The sequence below is a fragment of the Bradyrhizobium sp. HKCCYLS20291 genome, from assembly GCF_051167715.1.
Classification (GTDB): Bacteria; Pseudomonadota; Alphaproteobacteria; order Rhizobiales; family Xanthobacteraceae; genus Bradyrhizobium.
This window is the reverse complement of sequence record NZ_JBNPTO010000006.1, coordinates 158,689-176,595: the sequence shown is the minus strand read 5'-3', so window position 1 is coordinate 176,595 and position 17,907 is coordinate 158,689. Positions and strand designations below refer to the sequence as shown.

At 62.7% G+C, this 17,907-nt stretch carries 19 protein-coding genes; 2 read left to right on the top strand and 17 right to left on the bottom strand.

Going from position 1 to position 17,907, the window contains the following annotated elements; all coding sequences use genetic code 11:
• Positions 1–5: 5 nt before the first annotated feature.
• The 7 genes from ACQR07_RS15875 to ACQR07_RS15845 all read right to left on the bottom strand — a co-directional run bounded on the left by ACQR07_RS15875 (position 6) and on the right by ACQR07_RS15845 (position 7,552).
• Complete coding sequence (locus ACQR07_RS15875; protein WP_394017660.1) at positions 6–275, bottom strand: VirB3 family type IV secretion system protein; 270 nt, start codon at positions 273–275, stop codon at positions 6–8.
• Complete coding sequence (locus tag ACQR07_RS15870; protein ID WP_245303882.1) at positions 275–538, bottom strand: TrbC/VirB2 family protein; 264 nt, start codon at positions 536–538, stop codon at positions 275–277. Before ACQR07_RS15870 ends, ACQR07_RS15875 begins: the two co-directional genes overlap by 1 nt.
• A 65-nt stretch (positions 539–603) precedes the next feature.
• Positions 604–1,602, bottom strand: coding sequence for a P-type conjugative transfer ATPase TrbB (gene trbB, locus ACQR07_RS15865; protein WP_086089443.1), 999 nt, complete (start codon positions 1,600–1,602; stop codon positions 604–606).
• Between the two features lie 141 nt (positions 1,603–1,743).
• Positions 1,744–2,712 (bottom strand): LysR family transcriptional regulator, encoded by a 969-nt coding sequence (locus ACQR07_RS15860; protein ID WP_183044158.1) that lies wholly within the window; start codon positions 2,710–2,712, stop codon positions 1,744–1,746.
• A gap of 55 nt (positions 2,713–2,767) precedes the next feature.
• Positions 2,768–5,947 (bottom strand): efflux RND transporter permease subunit, encoded by a 3,180-nt coding sequence (locus ACQR07_RS15855; RefSeq protein WP_394017658.1) that lies wholly within the window; start codon positions 5,945–5,947, stop codon positions 2,768–2,770.
• Positions 5,944–7,107, bottom strand: coding sequence for an efflux RND transporter periplasmic adaptor subunit (locus ACQR07_RS15850; RefSeq protein ID WP_157699684.1), 1,164 nt, complete (start codon positions 7,105–7,107; stop codon positions 5,944–5,946). Before ACQR07_RS15850 ends, ACQR07_RS15855 begins: the two co-directional genes overlap by 4 nt.
• A gap of 70 nt (positions 7,108–7,177) precedes the next feature.
• The gene (locus tag ACQR07_RS15845) at positions 7,178–7,552 is read right to left on the bottom strand and encodes a cupin domain-containing protein (protein ID WP_086089440.1); all 375 of its coding nucleotides are present in this window, start codon (positions 7,550–7,552) and stop codon (positions 7,178–7,180) included.
• A 263-nt stretch (positions 7,553–7,815) separates the two neighbouring features.
• Here ACQR07_RS15845 and ACQR07_RS15840 point away from each other — a divergent pair, with 263 nt between their 5' ends.
• Positions 7,816–8,772, top strand: a complete 957-nt coding sequence (locus ACQR07_RS15840; RefSeq protein ID WP_086089439.1) for a LysR substrate-binding domain-containing protein — start codon at positions 7,816–7,818, stop codon at positions 8,770–8,772.
• A gap of 56 nt (positions 8,773–8,828) precedes the next feature.
• On the opposite strand, the gene ACQR07_RS15835 is transcribed toward ACQR07_RS15840, so the two are convergent.
• Both ACQR07_RS15835 and ACQR07_RS15830 read right to left on the bottom strand, forming a co-directional pair.
• Positions 8,829–9,266, bottom strand: a complete 438-nt coding sequence (locus ACQR07_RS15835; RefSeq protein WP_086089438.1) for a ribbon-helix-helix protein, CopG family — start codon at positions 9,264–9,266, stop codon at positions 8,829–8,831.
• Position 9,267: 1 nt separating this feature from the next.
• Positions 9,268–11,298, bottom strand: coding sequence for a conjugal transfer protein TraG (locus tag ACQR07_RS15830; RefSeq protein ID WP_434903177.1), 2,031 nt, complete (start codon positions 11,296–11,298; stop codon positions 9,268–9,270).
• 154 nt (positions 11,299–11,452) lie between these two features.
• On the opposite strand from ACQR07_RS15830, the gene ACQR07_RS15825 reads away from it, so the two are divergent.
• Positions 11,453–11,782, top strand: coding sequence for a VpaChn25_0724 family phage protein (locus ACQR07_RS15825; RefSeq protein ID WP_086089437.1), 330 nt, complete (start codon positions 11,453–11,455; stop codon positions 11,780–11,782).
• 16 nt (positions 11,783–11,798) lie between these two features.
• On the opposite strand, the gene ACQR07_RS15820 is transcribed toward ACQR07_RS15825, so the two are convergent.
• From ACQR07_RS15820 to ACQR07_RS15785, 8 genes are all read right to left on the bottom strand, one after another.
• Positions 11,799–13,538, bottom strand: coding sequence for a relaxase/mobilization nuclease domain-containing protein (locus ACQR07_RS15820; protein WP_394017655.1), 1,740 nt, complete (start codon positions 13,536–13,538; stop codon positions 11,799–11,801).
• A 259-nt stretch (positions 13,539–13,797) separates the two neighbouring features.
• Positions 13,798–14,538 (bottom strand): hypothetical protein, encoded by a 741-nt coding sequence (locus tag ACQR07_RS15815; RefSeq protein WP_086089436.1) that lies wholly within the window; start codon positions 14,536–14,538, stop codon positions 13,798–13,800.
• Positions 14,539–14,789: 251 nt separating this feature from the next.
• Complete coding sequence (locus tag ACQR07_RS15810) at positions 14,790–15,125, bottom strand: DUF736 domain-containing protein (RefSeq protein ID WP_086089435.1); 336 nt, start codon at positions 15,123–15,125, stop codon at positions 14,790–14,792.
• Between the two features lie 45 nt (positions 15,126–15,170).
• Complete coding sequence (locus ACQR07_RS15805) at positions 15,171–15,716, bottom strand: S26 family signal peptidase (protein WP_086089434.1); 546 nt, start codon at positions 15,714–15,716, stop codon at positions 15,171–15,173.
• A complete protein-coding gene (locus ACQR07_RS15800) occupies positions 15,713–16,222 on the bottom strand; it encodes a DUF2840 domain-containing protein (protein ID WP_434903176.1) in 510 nt (169 codons plus the stop codon). The genes ACQR07_RS15805 and ACQR07_RS15800 overlap by 4 nt, the downstream gene beginning before the upstream one ends.
• Positions 16,219–16,473 (bottom strand): ribbon-helix-helix protein, encoded by a 255-nt coding sequence (locus ACQR07_RS15795; protein WP_120265346.1) that lies wholly within the window; start codon positions 16,471–16,473, stop codon positions 16,219–16,221. The genes ACQR07_RS15800 and ACQR07_RS15795 overlap by 4 nt, the downstream gene beginning before the upstream one ends.
• Positions 16,474–16,711: 238 nt before the next feature.
• Complete coding sequence (locus ACQR07_RS15790) at positions 16,712–17,590, bottom strand: replication initiator protein A (RefSeq protein WP_086089432.1); 879 nt, start codon at positions 17,588–17,590, stop codon at positions 16,712–16,714.
• Positions 17,591–17,601: 11 nt separating this feature from the next.
• Complete coding sequence (locus tag ACQR07_RS15785) at positions 17,602–17,883, bottom strand: helix-turn-helix transcriptional regulator (protein ID WP_394017653.1); 282 nt, start codon at positions 17,881–17,883, stop codon at positions 17,602–17,604.
• Positions 17,884–17,907: the final 24 nt, after the last annotated feature.

Here is a 17,907-nt window from a genome sequence, read left to right as displayed (position 1 = left end):
GAACCTCACGACCGGAAATACGCGGGATAACGCAGATGCCGGCGCACCACGTCGACGAACTGCGTATCGCGCTTCGTTGCCCATACGGCTGCGAAGTGACCGACGGCCCAGAGCACGAGGCCAATGAGCCACAGCCGCAGGCCGAGGCTGACAGCGGCCGCGAGCGTTCCGTTGGCGATCGCGACCGCGCGCGGCGCGCCGCCGAGCAGGATCGGATCGGTCAGCGCGCGATGGACCGGCGCATGGAAGCCGGCAATGGGCTCGCCCGTCTGCATCAGAGCAACGCTCCGCCGCCGAACGAGAAGAACGACAGGAAGAAGCTCGATGCGGCGAACGCGATCGACAGGCCGAACACAATCTGGATCAGACGCCGGAAGCCACCGCTCGTGTCGCCAAAGGCCAGCGTCAGCCCGGTGACGATGATGATGATCACGGCGATGATCTTGGCGACCGGTCCTTCGACGGAGTCGAGAATCTTCTGAAGCGGCGCTTCCCAAGGCATCGAGGAGCCCGCGGCATTTGCCGTGGACGCCGACATCGCAGCAATTGCGATCGTGGCGGTGAGCAGAGCGACCTGCGAGCGCAGGCCGCGCGACAGTGCGGTCATGGGTGGTCTCCGTGGGATGTTGATGTTCCGCCCGCTTCAGACGGGAGGATGAGGTAGTCGCCGCTTGCGGGATCGAGGCCGGCGACGAAAGCGAGTTCGGCGAGGCGGCGCTGCGCACCACGCCCGGCGAGGACCGCGACGATGTTGATCGTCTCCGCGATCAGAGCGCGCGGCACCGTGATGACGGCTTCCTGGATGAGTTGCTCGAGGCGCCGGAGGGCACCGAGCGCGGTGCCGGCATGGATGGTGCCGATGCCGCCGGGATGGCCGGTGCCCCATGCCTTCAAGAGGTCGAGCGCCTCGGCGCCGCGCACCTCGCCGATCGGTATGCGATCGGGACGCAACCGCAGCGAGGAGCGCACGAGATCCGACAGTGTGGCCACGCCGTCCTTGGTGCGCAGTGCGACAAGATTCTGCGCCGCGCATTGCAGTTCGCGGGTATCCTCGATCAGCACCACGCGATCGGATGACTTGGCGACTTCTGCGAGCAGCGCGTTGGTGAGCGTGGTCTTGCCCGTCGAGGTGCCGCCGGCGACCAGGATATTGCGGCGCTCCGTGACGGCCTTGCGCAGGACTCCTGCCTGGGCGACTGTCATGATCCCGGCGGCCGCATAGTCATCGAGCGTGAAGACCGCAACGGCCGGCTTGCGGATCGAGAACGCCGCCGCGGACACGACCGGCGGCAGCAGTCCCTCGAACCTCTCTCCCGTTCCGGGCAACTCGGCGGAGACGCGCGGGGCGCCGGCATGGACTTCGGCGCCGACGTGATGCGCGACGAGGCGAATGATGCGCTCACCATCGGCGGAAAGAAGCGTCGCGCCGGTATCGAACAATCCTTCGGAGAGACGATCGATCCAGAGGCGGCCGTCCGGGTTGAGCATCACCTCGACGACGGCGGGGTCTTCCAGAAAGGTGGCGATGTCCGGCCCGAGCGCCGTGCGCAGCATGCGGGCACCGCGCGTGACCGCTTCTGCCTTGGGAGTTGCGTTTCCCATCTTGCCCCCGGCGCTGCGTCGGCCTGTCGAGTCGGGCCGGACATCGGGGACGAATAGAAGAGGCAGGAAACGTAGCAGCGCAACAAGAGTCAGGTGGTCATCGTAGCGGAGCGAAAAAATACAGGAGAGATGCGGTGCCGCTTATGACATGGATGCACTGCTAACGAGGTGGGGAACGGCGGGATGGGCCCGGAGCAGAGCCAAGAACTGCTTCAGGGTCGGATTGTCATTATTGCGCCGCCAATAAGCGACGAATCCAAGCCGAGTTGGTCCGTTGCCGTCGCGCAATTCTCGAAACACAACCCCTGGCAACGGGGCAAACGAGGATTCACAGGCCAGTGTAATGCCGCGCTCGCCGCGAACGGCACCGATCGTCACGCTATGGTGGGCGTTGATGTGCTTGATTAGGGGACGATCGCCAGGAGCCGCTAGCTTGTTGAGTAAGACATCATTGATCTCCGGCCCTGGATCACGGTGGCTTATGACGAAGCGCTCGTTCCTCAGGTCAGTCCAATACACAACATCACGTTCGGCAAGCCGATGTGTTTCGGGGAGCACGACCATGATCCGCTCGGACCACAGACTCATATGCGCGTAGTCTCGATAGCCGGGCTCGCCCAAAACCACAGCGATATCAATCGCGCCGCGATCAAGAAGCGGAATTAGTGCCGCACGAGTTTCCTCAATAATATTGAGCTCAGCTTCGGCATGCTGATTGGCGAATGCGACCAAGGTGTCGCGCAAAGCTCCTGCCGATAGAGAAGTATAAAAGCCGACATCGATTCGGCCTAAATCTCCGCGCTTCGCAGCCTGCGCGGATTGTTTCATAAACTCCAACTCGGCGAGGATGCGATCGGCCGACTGCACAAACTTCTCACCTGGGGGCGTCAATCGCGCTCCGCCGGCACGGCGCTCAAAGAGTAGAACGTCGAATTGATCCTCAAGTTCACGAATTCGTTTACTCAGCGTTGGTTGCGTGATGTTTAGATCAATGGCTGCACGACGGAAACTGCGGTGCCTAGCCGCGATAGAGAAATAGAAGAAGTGGGCTACCTTCATACTCGCGATACAGCCGTCGATCCTCACAACTGAACCCGATACAGCAGACAATCCAGATTTCATTGTCTTGAACTGACCACATTGATGTTGCATAATAGTTTCATTTTCACGCGCCTGACCGACTGACCAGCTTCACTCCATCTTTTCGTTGTGCGAATTCATTATGTATTTTGTACGAACTCTTCGTGCATTGCAGGTCTTGCTGCCGCGATGTGAACCACTGCTGCAATCGAACCAGATAGAGATAGACGACCGGTGTCGTGTACAATGTTAGCAGCTGGCTGACCAACAACCCGCCGACCATTGCGTAACCGAGCGGCTGCCGCAGCTCCGAGCCGGTACCGGTCCCGACTGCCAACGGCACACCGGCGAGAAGCGCTGCGGCAGTCGTCATCAGAATTGGGCGAAATCGCAAGAGGCAGGCTTCGCGAATAGCGACGACTGGCGGCAAATGTCGGTCGCGTTCGGCCACGATGGCAAAGTCAACAAGCATGATGCCGTTCTTCTTGACGATACCAATCAACAGAATGAGGGCGACGATTCCGATCACCGACAGATCCATATGGCCGAATTGCAGTGCGAGCAGTGCGCCGATGCCTGCGGATGGCAGCGTGGAGAGGATCGTCAGCGGATGGACGAAGCTCTCATAGAGAACCCCGAGCACGATGTAGACCACCACGAGCGCGGCGATGATCAGTATTGGCATGCTCGACAGGGAGGCCTGAAAGGCCTGTGCGTTGCCCTGGAACGTGCCGGTGACCGCACCGGGCATGCCGATATCAAGTGCCGCCTGTCTGATGGCCTCGACAGCTTGGCCGAGAGCGCCCCCCGGCGCGAGGTTGAACGACAAAGTCACGGACGGAAACTGCCCCTGATGGGTCACGGACAGCGGCCCGACCCTGGTGGTATCGAAAGTCACCAGCGCGGAAAGTGGCACAGCGGCTCCGGTCAGCGGCGACTTCAGGTAGATGCGCTGAAGCGAGGAGAAATCCGTCTGCAACTCTGGGAGCAGTTCCAGAATGATCGGGTAGGTGTTGAGCTGCGTAAAGTACTGCGTGACCTGTCTTTGACCGAAGGCATCGTTGAGGGTGTCATTGATTAGTTGCGGCGAAATCCCGAAACGCGCCGCCTGATCGCGATTGATCTGCACCTGGATTTGCGGCGCATTGGCGAGAAGATCCGTTGCGACATCCGCAATCTGCGGCAGCGTGCGCATCTTTTCCAGCATGCGCTGCGACCACGTCGTCAATTCACCGACGTCGACGCTTTGCAGTGTATATTGAAAGCTTCCGCGCGAACTTCGACCGCCTACCGTGATGTCTTGGATCGGCTGCATGGACAGGTTTGCACCCTGGACCTTGGCCAATTGCGGCCGCAGCCGGTTGATGATCTGCGAGGCCGTCTGAGTGCGTTCCTCGCGCGGCTTCAGGACAATGGTGAAGCGGGCGGTGTTGGCGGTCTGCGCATTTCCGTTGCCGCCCGTGCTGGCGGTCGTTGCACTGACACCCGCAACGTCGGGATCGCGCAGGACGACCTCGGCCAACACTTTCATCAGGCGCTGCATTTCCTCGGACGAGGCCCCCTGCGCGGTTTCCGCCACGCCCCCGATCAGTCCGGTGTCCTGTATCGGAAAGAACCCCTTCGGAATCTGAACGGCCAGATACACGGTGAGCGCCATGGTTGCGAAGAACACGGCCAGAGTCGTTGCCTGGTGTCGAAGCACGATGTCGAGCGTGCGGCGATATCCTGAGAGGATTCCGTCAAACGCGCTTTCGATCGCACGATAGAGGCGCCCATGCTGGTCGGTATTCGGCCGCATGAAGCGCGAGCAGAGCATCGGCACGAGCGTAAGCGAGACGATGGCCGACACCAGAATCGAGGCCGTGACCGTGAGGGCGAACTCGCGGAACATCCGCCCCACAATGCCGCCCATGAGCAAAAGCGGGATGAAGACCGCAACCAGCGACACGCTGATCGACACAATGGTGAAGGCGATTTCGCGGGACCCGGCCAGCGCCGCATCGAGCGGCGATTGTCCCTCTTCCATGTGCCGATAGATGTTCTCGACAACCACAATCGCGTCATCAACGACAAAACCAATCGCGATGATGAGCGCCATCAGTGAAACGTTATTGAGACTGAATCCGAGAAGATACATCGCGGCGAACGACCCGATCAGCGCGAGCGCCACTGTGATGCTCGGGATCAGGGTCGCCCACAGATTGCGCAGGAACAGCAGAACCACCAGCACCACCAGCGCGACCGTGAGAACAAGCGTGAATTCGACCTCGTGAACGGACGCCCGAATGGTGATGGTACGATCGAGCACGGTCTCGACCGTAATCGCGGGCGGCAGGTTCGCAGTCAGCTTGGGCAGTTGAGCCTTGATCTGGTCGACCGTTGCGATGACGTTCGCACCGGGCTGCTTATTGACCGAAAGCAAGATGCCCGGAACGTTGTTGTAATGAGCTGCTGTATTCCTGTCCGATGGCGCCGAAACCGCGCGCCCCACGTCCCGTACCCGAACAGGAGCGCCGTCGCGATACGCAATAATCGCGTCTTCGAACTCATCTGCCTCGGTGATCTGATCGTTTGCGACAAATGCGAAGCTCGCCTTCGGTGTGGTCAGGCTGCCCTTTGGGGCGTTGGTGGTGATATTGACGATGGCGTCTCGCACCTCTTCAAGTGTCAATCCGCGCGCCGAAAGTTTTCCCGGGTCCAGTTGAACCCGAATGGAGGGCTTCTGCTCGCCGCCAATCGCAACCTGGGCGACACCCTGCACCTGTGAAATCTGCTGCGCGAGGAAACTGTCCGCATATTCGCTGACGGCCGTCAGCGGCAACGTCTCCGAACTCACCGAGAGGATCAGGATTGGCGCCTCTGCCGGATTGAGTTTGCGGTAGGTCGGCGGCGATGTCATCGAGTCTGGCAAGTTCCTGGAGGCGGCAGCGATCGCCGCCTGCACGTCCTGCGCGGCCGCGTCGATATTGCGGTCCAGATCAAACTGGATGGTGATCGACGTCGCGCCGAGCGCGCTGAAGGACGTCATCTGCGTGACGCCGGCGATCTGCCCGATCTGGCGCTCGAGCGGCGTTGCAACCGACGAAGCCATGGTTTCGGGGCTGGCGCCCGCCAGCGTAGCCGTGACCTGAATCGTCGGGAAATCAACCTGTGGGAGCGGTGCGACAGGTAGCAGGAAGAATGACGTCGTTCCGACAAATGCCAACGCCACCATCAGCAGCGTGGTCGCAACCGGTCTCCTGATCGATGGCTCGGAGAGGTTCACGATCCACTCCGTGCATCGGCGGTTTGCTGCTTTGTGATGCTCACCGTGCCGCCGCGTTGCAGCCGGTATTGCCCGTCCGTTACCACCCGCTCCTCTCCCGACAGGCCCGACGCAACCACCGTCAGGTCGCCCGACGTCGGGCCGACCTGCAGCGAACGCGGCTCCGCCGTGTTCTTGTCGGTCACAATCCAGGTGAACAGCCCCCGCGGCCCGCGCTGCACTGCGCTAGAGGGGATCGTCAGCACATTGCGCTTGATCGTGACCAGCACGCGCGCATTGACATACTGACCTGGCCAGAGCTGGTCGTCGGCATTGGCGAACATAGCCTTCAGCCGAATCATGTCGGTAGCCTGATTGATGATGTTGTCGATGAGCAGGATCGTTCCGGTGCCGAGTACGCGACTGTTGTCCTGGTCGAAAGCCGTCACCTCGACCGGCCCATGCGCCATGGCTTCACGGATGTCCGGCAGCGCCCGCGCCGGCAGCGTGAATTGGACTGCCGCCGGTTGGGGCAGGACGAGAGTGGCGATCGGTCCGGAATCCGACACGCGTATCAGGTTGCCGGGGTCGACCAGACGAACCCCCATGCGGCCGTCGCTTGGCGCCGTGATCGTGGTATAGTCGAGCTGTGTTTGCGCAGTGGCGATCGCCGCCATATCGGCCTCGATGGAGGCTTTCAGCTGATCGACCTTGCTCTGCTGCTGATCGACATTCTGCTGGGTTCCGATATCCTTCTGCGCCAAGGCCTTGGAACGTGCCAGATCCTTCTCTGCGCCGGTCAGCAAAGCAACATTCTGGCGCTTTCTGGCGGCGGCCTGATCGAGCGCTGCCTGGAACAGCCGCGCATCGATCTTCGCCAAGACGTCTCCCTTCCGGACGTGCTGCCCTTCAGTGAACAGCACCTCCTGCAGCTTGCCATCGACCTCGGAACGGATAGCGACGGTAAACGACGCCTGCACCGTTCCCAGTCCCGTGAGGTAGATCGGCACATCCTGTCGCTTCACCGTGGCAACGCTCACAGGCGCCGGTGCGCGCGTCTGCGATCCGCCGCTGCGCTGCGGCGGCGGACTCGGCGCAAATTGCCAGTAGAGCAATCCGGTGACAGCAATCGCTCCGCCCGCAAGAACAAGAACTTTGCGATACAGGTTTCGGGCAGACATATCCGCGATCCCGTTTGATCCGCCGGTAGATGGAAACCCGCTCATTCGAACGGACCGGCGTGAGGCGCGATCAATCCTTCAACGGTTTGGGAATGGACCGGCCCTTGTCCTTTTCAGCAACGATGAATTCGAGAAAGCGGAGACTTTCCGTTGAACTCGGATTCCAGTGCGCATGAATGGTGCCGGCGGGAACGAACAGACTGTCGCCGGCACGTAGGGTGACTGCCGGCTTGCCTTCCTCCTGAAAGACGGCGGTGCCGGAAAGGATGTGGAAGGTGATCGCTGCCGGATGAAGGTGTCGTGGATTGATGCCACCAGGCTCGTATTCGACGTGATAGACGGCGACTTCCTGGTTCGCCGTATTGGGCACGGCCGTCTTCAGCAGCGGCGCATGCGGGATCACGCCTCGCTTTTCCTGGGCGGAAACTGGCTGGGCGTAGAGCATGCATAGAACTCCTGCTGTTAAAATGCCGATGCTGAAGAGTGAACCTTTGGTCACGTTTTGCCTCCGGACCCTGCGAGGGTGTCTGACGAACGGTCACTCTGACCGAGTCAGATCCATCTGGAATCAGCCCATTGAAAACAGAGCCTTAAGTCAATAGAGCGTCTTGCTCTGATGTTCATTGATGGAAGACATATTGGGCGAAAATGATTGTCCCGCAAACGCCTTTAACTTAATGTTCGCCCAACAAAAGGTTGGGGTCCAACATGACGCGGCGCTTGCCTTCGTTGAACGGATTGCGGGCGTTCGAAGCGGCCGGCCGGCATGGCAGTTTCACCGCTGCCGCGCGAGAACTGAACGTCACACAAACCGCGGTGAGCCGCTTGGTTCGCCTGCTGGAGGACCGTCTCGGCTTTGCACTGTTCCGACGCCACGCGAGTGCGCTCGAACTAACCGCTCAAGGGCAAGCGCTGCTGGCCGGTCTGACCGATGCTTTCGATTCAATCGCCCGCCTCACCGAAAGCGTCGAGGCGATGCGCGGCGGCCCCGTGCTCACGGTGGGAGTAGGACCAACCCTGGCGGTCAGCTGGCTGATCCCGCGGCTGGCCACTTTCTATCGCAGCCACCCCGCCATCGAGGTGCGCGTGGCGACCGGCGGCGCGACCCGTCCGGTGCGTGACGACTGGACCTGCACCATCCGGCGCGATACCGACGCGCTGCCGGGCTATACTGCTGAGCGCCTGTTCCCCAGCATCGTCGTACCGGTGTGTACGCCGGAGCTCGCATCGACGCTGCGTTCGCCCGACGACTTGCGCAACGCGACTCTGATTGTCGTGTCCAATATGCCCAACGAATGGCCGCATTGGTTCGAGGCGGCGCGCCTGCGCTCTCCGCCCCATCCCGCCGGGGAGGCGTCATTCGAGAGCAACGCCATGGCGATGCAGGCGGCGCTCGATGGCGTCGGAGTCGCCATAGCTCAATTCCCTTACGTCAGCGACGCCCTGGCAACGGGCCGCTTAGTCGCGCCATTTCCGATCATCGCACACACACGAGACAGCTGGTTTCTAGAATATCGGCCTGTTCGTCGGGAGGATCCAGCACTTCTAGCCTTTCGAGAATGGCTGCATCAGGAAGCTGATCGCGAACGTCAAGTTGAAACCGAATTGGTGAACCGAGGGTCAATGGGAGCAATAAGAGCGCGTACTAAGGTGCGTAAGCGCTAGCAGCAAAATCGATGTAGCGAATTCTCAAATATGTCTGAACTAATTCGGCTGTCGGGTTAACCTCGACGTGTGAGGTTGCATGCCTCTTCTGAAATATCATCGCAGATTTCTTGTCTAAGTCTTGGCCCCTTGGCGAGGCGGCGTCCTAGGGCATCGAGGAAACTGTCATACCGCTCCCCGGCCTTGGCCCGCGTTGCCGCCTGGGCGGCGTCGGGTAGTTGCGGCGTCGAGGCAAGCCAGAAGCGGATGAACACCGCCAGCATCTCGACCGAAATGCCGATGTCGCGCTCAAGTCGTTGCAGCCGCCGGTCGATACCGTCGAGCCGCTTGGCGGTGGCAGCCTCGCGGCGCTCGTCGGCATCGGGAGACAGGAAGGACGCGACGGCAGCCTCGGCAATGAGCGAGCGAGACTGGTCGCGCCGCGCGGCGTAGTCGGCCAGCGAGCGCATCAGGTCCGGGTCGAGATAGACGGAGAGACGGGATTTCTTTTCCATGTCAGAGCTCGATGCCGTCGCGAGGATCCATTGCCGCTTGCCGCGCGACCTGCCGCACGGTGCGGCCGACCAAACGGAGACGCATAGCATCGCTGTCGTCGTCTTCGCGATCCGGCTCAAATTCGTTCACCGGGGACTTGACCGGCTCCGGCGCGATATCCTTGTGCCGTTCGAGCCCCGGCTCGCGCCGGAGTCCTGCGTTGGCCGGATCGCTGTCGGTCGTGCCGGCCGACTTGCGGTTGACGAATGAAGTGGACTCCTTCTCAGCCGCTCCGTCTGCCTTTGCGGGTGCGACCGATCGAAGCGGAGCGCGTGCCGACCAGTCGTCGAGCTTCGGCGGCAGCTTTGAGCCACCCGGCTTCGGCGGCGGCTGGATGCGCTCGGCCAGGCGCGGATCCTCAAAGTATCGAGCCTTCTTCGCGCGGATCGGCGGAACGCCGGCGACCATGACGATCTCATTGTCGGGTGGGAGCTGCATCACTTCGCCCGGGGTCATGAGCGGACGGGCTGTCTCCTGCCGCGACACCATCAGATGACCGAGCCACGGGCTGAGCCGGTGGCCGGCATAGTTCTTCATCGCCCTCATCTCGGTCGCGATGCCGAGCGCGTCCGACACGCGTTTGGCGGTGCGCTCGTCATTGGTCGCGAAGCTGACGCGGACGTGACAGTTGTCGAGGATCGAGTTATTGGCGCCGTAAGCCTTCTCGATCTGGTTCAGCGACTGCGCGATCAGGAACGACTTGAGTTTGTAGCCAGCCATGAAGGCGAGCGCGGACTCGAAGAAATCGAGCCGGCCGAGCGCCGGGAATTCATCCAGCATGAGCAGCACGCGATGCCGCCGGTCGGTTGCCTTCAGGTCCTCTGTCAGCCGGCGGCCGATCTGGTTGAGGATCAGGCGAATGAGCGGCTTGGTGCGGCTGATGTCGGACGGCGGCACCACGAGGTAGAGCGTGGACGGCTTCACGTCTCCGGCGATGTCGGCGATGCGCCAGTCGCAGCGCCGTGTGACCTGGGCTACGACGGGATCGCGGTAGAGACCGAGGAACGACATGGCGGTGGAAAGGACGCCGGATCGTTCATTGTCGGATTTGTTCAGCAACTCCCGCGCGGCCGAGGCGACGACGGGGTGCGGCCCGTCTCTGCCGAGATGCGGCGTCGTCATCATCGCGACCAGCGTGGTCTCGATCGGACGCCGAGGATCGGAGAGGAATGAAGCAACGCCGGCGAGCGTCTTGTCGTCCTCGGCATAGAGGACGTGAAGGATCGCACCGACCAGGAGCGAGTGGCTGGTCTTTTCCCAGTGGTTTCTCCGTTCCAACGAGCCTTCCGGGTCGACCAGGACGTCGGCGACGTTCTGCACGTCGCGGACTTCCCACTCGCCTGGCCGGACCTCAAGCAGCGGGTTGTAAGCTGCGCTCTCGGCGTTGGTCGGATCGAAGAGAAGCACGCGGCCGAAGCGCGAACGCAGTCCGGCGGTGAGCTGCCAGTTCTCGCCCTTGATATCGTGGACGACGGCCGAGCCCGGCCAGGTCAGGAGCGACGGCACGACCAAGCCCACGCCCTTGCCCGATCGTGTCGGCGCGAAGCACAACACATGCTCGGGTCCGTCATGACGCAGGTATTCGCTCTCGAACCGGCCGAGCACCACACCGTCCGGGCCGAGCAGTCCTGCGGTCCTCACCTCGTCGGCATTCGCCCATCGCGCCGAGCCGTAGGTCTCGGCGATCTTTGCCTCGCGCGCCCGCCAGACCGACATGCCGATGGCGACGGCGATCGCCGTGAAGCCGCCGGACGCTGCTATGGCGGCGCCTTCAAGGAAGATGCCGGGCGCGTAAGCATCGAAGAAGTACCACCACCAGAAGAAGGCCGGCGGCGGATAGACCGGTAGCCCGGCGAGGTCGAACCACGATGAACCGAGCTGCGGCTGGAAGCCGAGCCGCCACGCCGTCCACTGCGTCGCGCCCCAGATCGTCGAAAGCGCGATCGAGAAGACGGTGAGGATCTGGCCCCAGAGGATTTTCGTCGCGGTCATGGTCCTGTCCGATGCCATCGGCGGCGACCGCGAACAAAGCGTAGCCCGTGAGGGGCTTCAACAACGATCAATCCCGTATCGCAAACAGGCGTAGGAATGCGAAAAAATACTGAAGGTGTGATTCGCCGGTGATGCCGACAGTGGAGTTAGCCGAATGTCCGTCCCCGAAGCCAATTGTCCCAGTCCGCTTGAACAACAGAAATCGGAGCATCGCGCGCTTGCCGTCCTGCGGATGCTCGGGCGTGAGCCGTCCTATGCGAGCAACGAAGAGATCGTAGGCTGCTACTTTACCCGGCTGGGCCTCGCGTGCCCGCGCGCGCAGGTCAGAGAATGCCTCGCGATGCTCGAACGGCCCGGCCTGATCGAGGTCTCAACGGTTGAGATGCTGTCTGTCATCCGCCTGACGGCGAAAGGCGATGAGGTCGGCAAAGGCCTTGTCGTGGTCGAGGGAGTCCTGCGGCCAGGCGTCGATTGCCCGTACTGACCGCGCCGCCGCAGGATCAAAGTCCCAATCCGCGTTGTCGCCCGAAACTCCAGTCTATTCCGCCATCGGCGCGGGCGATGCCTGAGACATGCCTACCGAGATTGCGTTCCAGCGACGGCGACCAAGGCACGAGCTGGAAGCCGAGACCGTCGTCGATCATGGCGAAGCGGCCGGACGCGAGCATCAATCGCTGACGATAGAGGCCGGCGACATACTCACCACTCGCCGTCTTCCGGAACGGCATTCCCATCTCAGTCGCGAGCTTCTCGCCCATGGAATCGAGTTCACGCTGCCGCAACGTGTTGATGAGGTTGCGACTGTAGATGACCTGCTGCCCCTGCCGGCGAGCGAGACCTTGCTCGATCAGATGCTCGGCCCGGCTTTCCATCGCGGCGCGCACCTCGGCGCCGAACCCGCCGTTTCCGAGGGGTGTTGCATCGCGCGCGATGAGCTGCCGATCGATCCAGGTCGCGCCTGACGCCTTCACCTGCGCATCGAGATCGAGGTCGGACCGCACCGCAAGGGCAGCGCGCTCGCGGCCGTGGGAATCCTCGAACCGGCGCAGTTCGACGATTGATCCTGTCGGGCCATCGCCCGTGGCATCGAGGGTGGCAAGCTTGATGTGATGGGTCCGCCCATCGGTACCATCGACGACGGCGTAGGCAGAGGCCTTCAACTCGTCATCGAGGCCGCGGTCAATCAGACGCCCGACGATGGGATCGGCGAGGCTCTCGCCAGCCAGCACATAGCTCGACGCGCCGCGTTCGAGGCCGCGCTCGGTGAGCGCCCTGTTCATGCGCTTGATGATGTCTCCGCGCTCGGCCAGTTCGCGCAAGGTGGACTCAGCCTCGTCGGCAATCATCCACTGTCCCGGTGCAATCTGGTTTGCAAGCCCGAGCGACTCCAGTTTGCACAGACGGCCGACCTTCTGCGGGAGGTACTCGTCGGGTTGTTTGCCCGCAATCGGCGCAACGTCGATGATGCCATGCCGGTTTGCATCCCGGACAAGCTGGCGATCGAGCCGTGTCCAGCGCTCGGACTCCACCTGGCTCTCGAGGCTGCGCCGGATGTCGAGGTCGGAGCGCGGCCCTAGTTCCTGCGTGACGAGATCCTGCGCCCTCGCCCGCATTCCCTCGCTGATGTATTCCCGCGCAATGACGAGGTCTTTGCCGTCGCTGGCGCGGCCACGGATGATGATGTGGACATGGGGGTTGTCGGTGTTCCAGTGATCGACGCCGACCCAGTCGAGTTTCGTGCCGAGGTCCTTCTCCGCCTGTCGCATCAGGTCGCGCGCGAACGCTTTCAGGTCCGACATGTTCGCCGCGTCCTCCGGCGACACGATGATTCTGAAGTGGTGCCGGTCTTCTTCGCATCGCTCGCTGAACGCCTTCATGTCGGCGTCGTCGGTCTCAGCACCGAACATACGTGCCCGCTCGCCGTCTCGCGTCACGCCCTCGCGGCGCAGGTAATTGAGATGTGCCCGAAGCGTCGCGCGGGCGCGGGTGTTGCGGACGATGCGGGTCTTAACCGTGGCAAGGCGCGAACGGGACGTCACCAGTCGGTTCGCCCGCACGCTGGCGGCGCGGCCACGGCCGAAGCGGGAACGTCGCGGCGCGGTGATCCGTCTCGACCTGGTAACATGGCCCCCGGCACGTTCGGCGGCAGCGAGCGCCTGGGCGATGAAAGGCTTGGCTTGCATGTTCGGACGCGAGCGGATTTTGCCGGGGCGGATGCGGAAGTCATCCTCGTTGCTCATCGCGAATGCTCCGCGATGTGCGATATACGTTGAAGAGATTGCGGAATCTTCGCGTGCGCGATGTCGCGCCATGCTCGCGCACGTCGCAGTGTGCGGGGTGAAACGTGTGCAGAAACAATGCCCCGACCGTCCCCCAACCGGGCCGCACCTCGCGGCCTTTTATCTTGCCCTCCAACGGTCGTGTTGCCGCTCTCCTCCCCGCTTACACACATTCGTGCGCCGGTCTTCGCTGTCTGACGATGGCCTGCGATACGCTTCATCATGGACGCCCGGTCCCGATGCGACGCACGAACAAGTCGCGATCTTGCGGATTGCTCTTGAATGGAGATGTGGCAGATGAACCGGACGATGGCGGTTCAGGTGCCGATGGCGCCGCCGTTGGGATGTGCTCCGATCCCTCCGTCGGAGGCTTGGATTTCGTCGGGAAGAGTGCGCTCGACCAGCTACGCGCCTGGTCGGCGAATGTCGTCGTGATGTCGACGATGGGCGTCCCGGTGTCGGACGGCGCGTCATCAGCCGTATCGAAGATCTCAGTGCTCGTGCCGCGCGGCATGTCGAAGTTCGGTGCATCGCCCTTCGCCGCCGTCGCCGCGACGTCGGTCGCGAACTTGACGTCCGGCCGATCCCACGAGCCACGATAGGCTGCAACGGCGCAGAGATTCGGATCGGTCTTGAAGCGCGGATGAGCTTTGCAACGAGTGGCGAGCTTGGTGAGTTGGGATGCCGCCATCGCGACGTTGCGGCACGGCAAAAGGACCGACGCGGAGACTCGCGATGGAGATACGGACACGCCGGCGAGACCGACGCGCACGATACTGTCGACAGACAATTCCCGCGTTTCACGGATCGCGTCACGCATGTTTCGATACACACGCGGGTTTGCCTCGCCCGGCATTGAGATCGCCCAGGGCTCGCCGCCCGAATGGTGCCAGACCAGCGCATGCATTAACTTCGGATCGACAGTGAGCGCGCACGCGGTCACGAGCGTAAGAAGGTCCATAACGTATGCTCCATGAACAAAGCTCCTCCGCCCGCTAAGCAACCGGCCGATGCCATCGTGCTCGCGGCCGTCAAGGGCAAGGCGCGAGCGCCGGCCTGCGGCCGCCCTTGACCGCCGCTGTGCGCGACGGCCGCGTGAGCCTTGAGCGGGACGGAGGAATGAGTCGCGCTTTTCGCGAACAGAGGAATGACGGCAGTTTCACGCGTGGTGCGCGGATGTCCGACATCCCGGTCACGCATCGGCGACACGGATCAGCTCCGCGTCTCGCGTTTGCTCGGACGCGTCCAGAGCAGATGGAAGGCGGAGCGATCGCTGCCGGACTGGAACAGGTTGGCGCGAACCGGCTGCGGGAAACCAGGATCGTCGATCTGCACGGCGACGTACTCACCGGCCTTCTCGCCGGTGCGCGTCCAGCCCGCGCCGACTTCGGGTCCCTCCTCGTCGCCGGCGTGAATGCGGTAATTCGGGGCGTTCTCGGTGTCTGAATGATCGGCCGGCACGATGGTCAGTTCGATGTCTAGCGAGAGCGTGCGCAGACGTCCGGAGAAGCCGTTTCGGGTGCGGATGAAGTTGCCGATTTGCGCCATGTCATGGTCCCTTCTGTTGGTGAGGTTGAGTCTTTCGGCACGGCGTCAACGTCTGGCGGCGCGCCATTGGAAACGGCCGTCACCGGCCTCGTCGGTCCAGACGGGCAGTACGCGGCCGATGACCGAACCGCGCGGGAACGGACCGAAGTAGCGGCCGTCCACGCTGTCCGGGACATCGAAGTTCATGAGAAACAGTTCGTCATCGCCGATGCGGCGGCAGCCTTGCCAGACCGGCATCTTGCGGCCGGCATTATCGCGTTCGCGGGCGTGGCCGATGGTCGAGCCATAGGCGACGATGTCGAGGCCGTGGCGGCAGACAGTCTGGCCTGGAAGCGCCAGGACGCGCTTCATCATGGGCACACCCATCGGCAGATAACCGCGATCGGCCATGAACTCGGCGATGAGTGGCGGCGCCGCCACCGCAACAAGATCGGTGACGTCGAGATCGTCGGCCGGCTGCACGGTGTAGAGGCCGATCGGCGCGCTGGCGCTGGCGTTCCAGATCAGGTCTATCGGCGGATCGACGAATGCCGACGCGCCGACCGTGACCGTAGACAGCGCTGTTGCGAGCAGCGTGGCGATGCGGGTCATGAGCCGACCTCGCGCCGTTTGAGCCAGGCTTGATGACGTGTGCGCGTGTAATTGCGCGGCGTCTCGTTGACGGACAGTCGGTTGTGGACGTGCTGCCAGTAGTCCGGCGCAACATCGGCCGGATCGATGCCGAGCGCCTCGACGGCGTCAACGGCATGCAGCACACGCTCGACCTTGGGCCAACCGTCCATGCGCAGGAGGATGTCGCCGCCGGGGCGCACAAACGGCAATGTCTGGTAACGCGCGCCGGGAGCGATCGCGCGCACAATGTCGGCACGCGAGAGGATGGTGCCGTAATCGTTGGCTGCCCACCGCACGAAGCAGAAGATGCTTCCAGCAGTGAAACTGAGGACGCGGCGATGGCGGTCCAGGATCTGCTGTCCTGCCGGATGCCCGAAGCGGACGCGGTTCTCAATGCGCTGTTTAAACCAGGTCAACTCGACCAAGGTGAGACTGCCGTCTGTGTCATGCGCGCGCGAGACATCCGTGATCGTGACGCCCTTCATCGCCGGCCTCCCCTGGCGCGAGGAAAGGTCTTCAGCAGGAGGAGACGCAGCATGTAGGCGACGGTGACGCCGCGCTCGAATGCCGTGATCTTGATGCGGGCGCGCAGGTCAGGCGTGATGTCGATGGTCAGTCTTGCCGAGAAGGCATTGCGCTTGCGCCGAGCCTGGCGCGGAGGCTTTCGTCGTTTGGTCCGGCGCTTGACGTCGACTGGCCAGAACTTGAGTTTGGTTTTGCGCGGTCGCCGGGTCATGGCGTCACCGCGAACTCTGCATTGCTCAGCGAGGCAACGTCGTTGCGAGTGGCTGCACCTAGCAATCCGCAACGGATGCCCGCCGTTAGCAAGAATCCGAAGGATTCTCTGTTAGAGAAGTTAGGCGGGTGATTTCGCAAGCGTGCTTCGCGGGTTAAGCACGATTTGGGTTCCTGATAGGACGGGTTTGCGGTTCCCGATAGGACGGGTGTTCGGGTTCCTGATAGGACGGTTCTTTTCACAGCTTATCCCCATCGTGTTGCGGCCGCGGCGTGCGCAGGCGTGGTGCGGACGGAAATGGATTGGTGACGGGCTGGAAGCTCAGGCACGGCGCGTTTTCGGCGCCGGCGATGCAGGCGAGTTGGTAGCCGGGCAGCGGCTGGCGGCGCACGATGTCGCGCAGCTCGAATGCGAAGCGCTTGTAAGGCGAGAGGCTGCCGGACTTTAGATGAAGGTGCCGGAAGTCGAAGATCCAGCCATGACGCTGGCGTCCGCCATGCTTGCGCACAAGACGGTACAGCCAGCGCTCAAGTCCGCCGGTGAGTGCAAAATATTCGCGGTCGATGGTGAGGACGAGCGCCTCCATCATGACGCCGGCGTAGAACCAGTCCGGCAGGATCAGTTCGATGCCGCGCGGCCGGCCGGCGCTGTCGGCACGCTCCTTCCATTCGTTGATCCAGCTAAAACGATGCCGCCGGCGTTCTGTCGGTTGACGGATCGAGGTGGCGACGGTTGTCGACTGCAGACGATCGAGGCCGGCCTTGAGCCGCTCGTAGTTCTGTGCGGAGTCGCCGCGTCCGATGAAGCTCAGAATCTCATATGGCGTCGCAGCCATCAGCCGTGATGTGCGCAATCCGCGGTCGCGCGCATCGACGATTTGGGACGCGGCCCAGATCAGCACGTCGGCGTCCCAGATTGTCGCCATGCCGTGTTCGTGCGTCGCTTCGACGACAATCGTGACGTCCCCCATGTGGAAGTCGATGGGCCGGACGCGCGGCGTCTTGGCGAGTGAGAAGAACGGCCATGACATGAGGTCTTGCGCGTCGCGCGGCGGCATATCGCCGGGCCTGGCGCGAAAGAGTTCGAGTTGATGATCGTCGTCGATGGAACGTCGCATGCGAACACCCGTCAGCGGCTACGCGACGGCGTGGCTCGCGCCGAGCGAGAGGACGGCTGCGGGCCGGGATCGGACGTGGAGTTGCGGGCGCGCTCGGCGGCCCAGGTCTCGAGGTCATCGATGGCGTAGACGACGCGGCCGCCAAGCTTTCGGAAGATCGGGCCTGTGCCGGTGCAACGATGTTTCTCAAGCGTGCGTCCGGAGAGACCGAGAAACGCCGCGGCATCGTGCGTGCGCAAGAAACGGGGCGTAACGCGAGGAGGAGAAGTGTCCAAGATGAGCCTCCGGGTCATTGGCGGCCGCTGCCGGACAAGGCA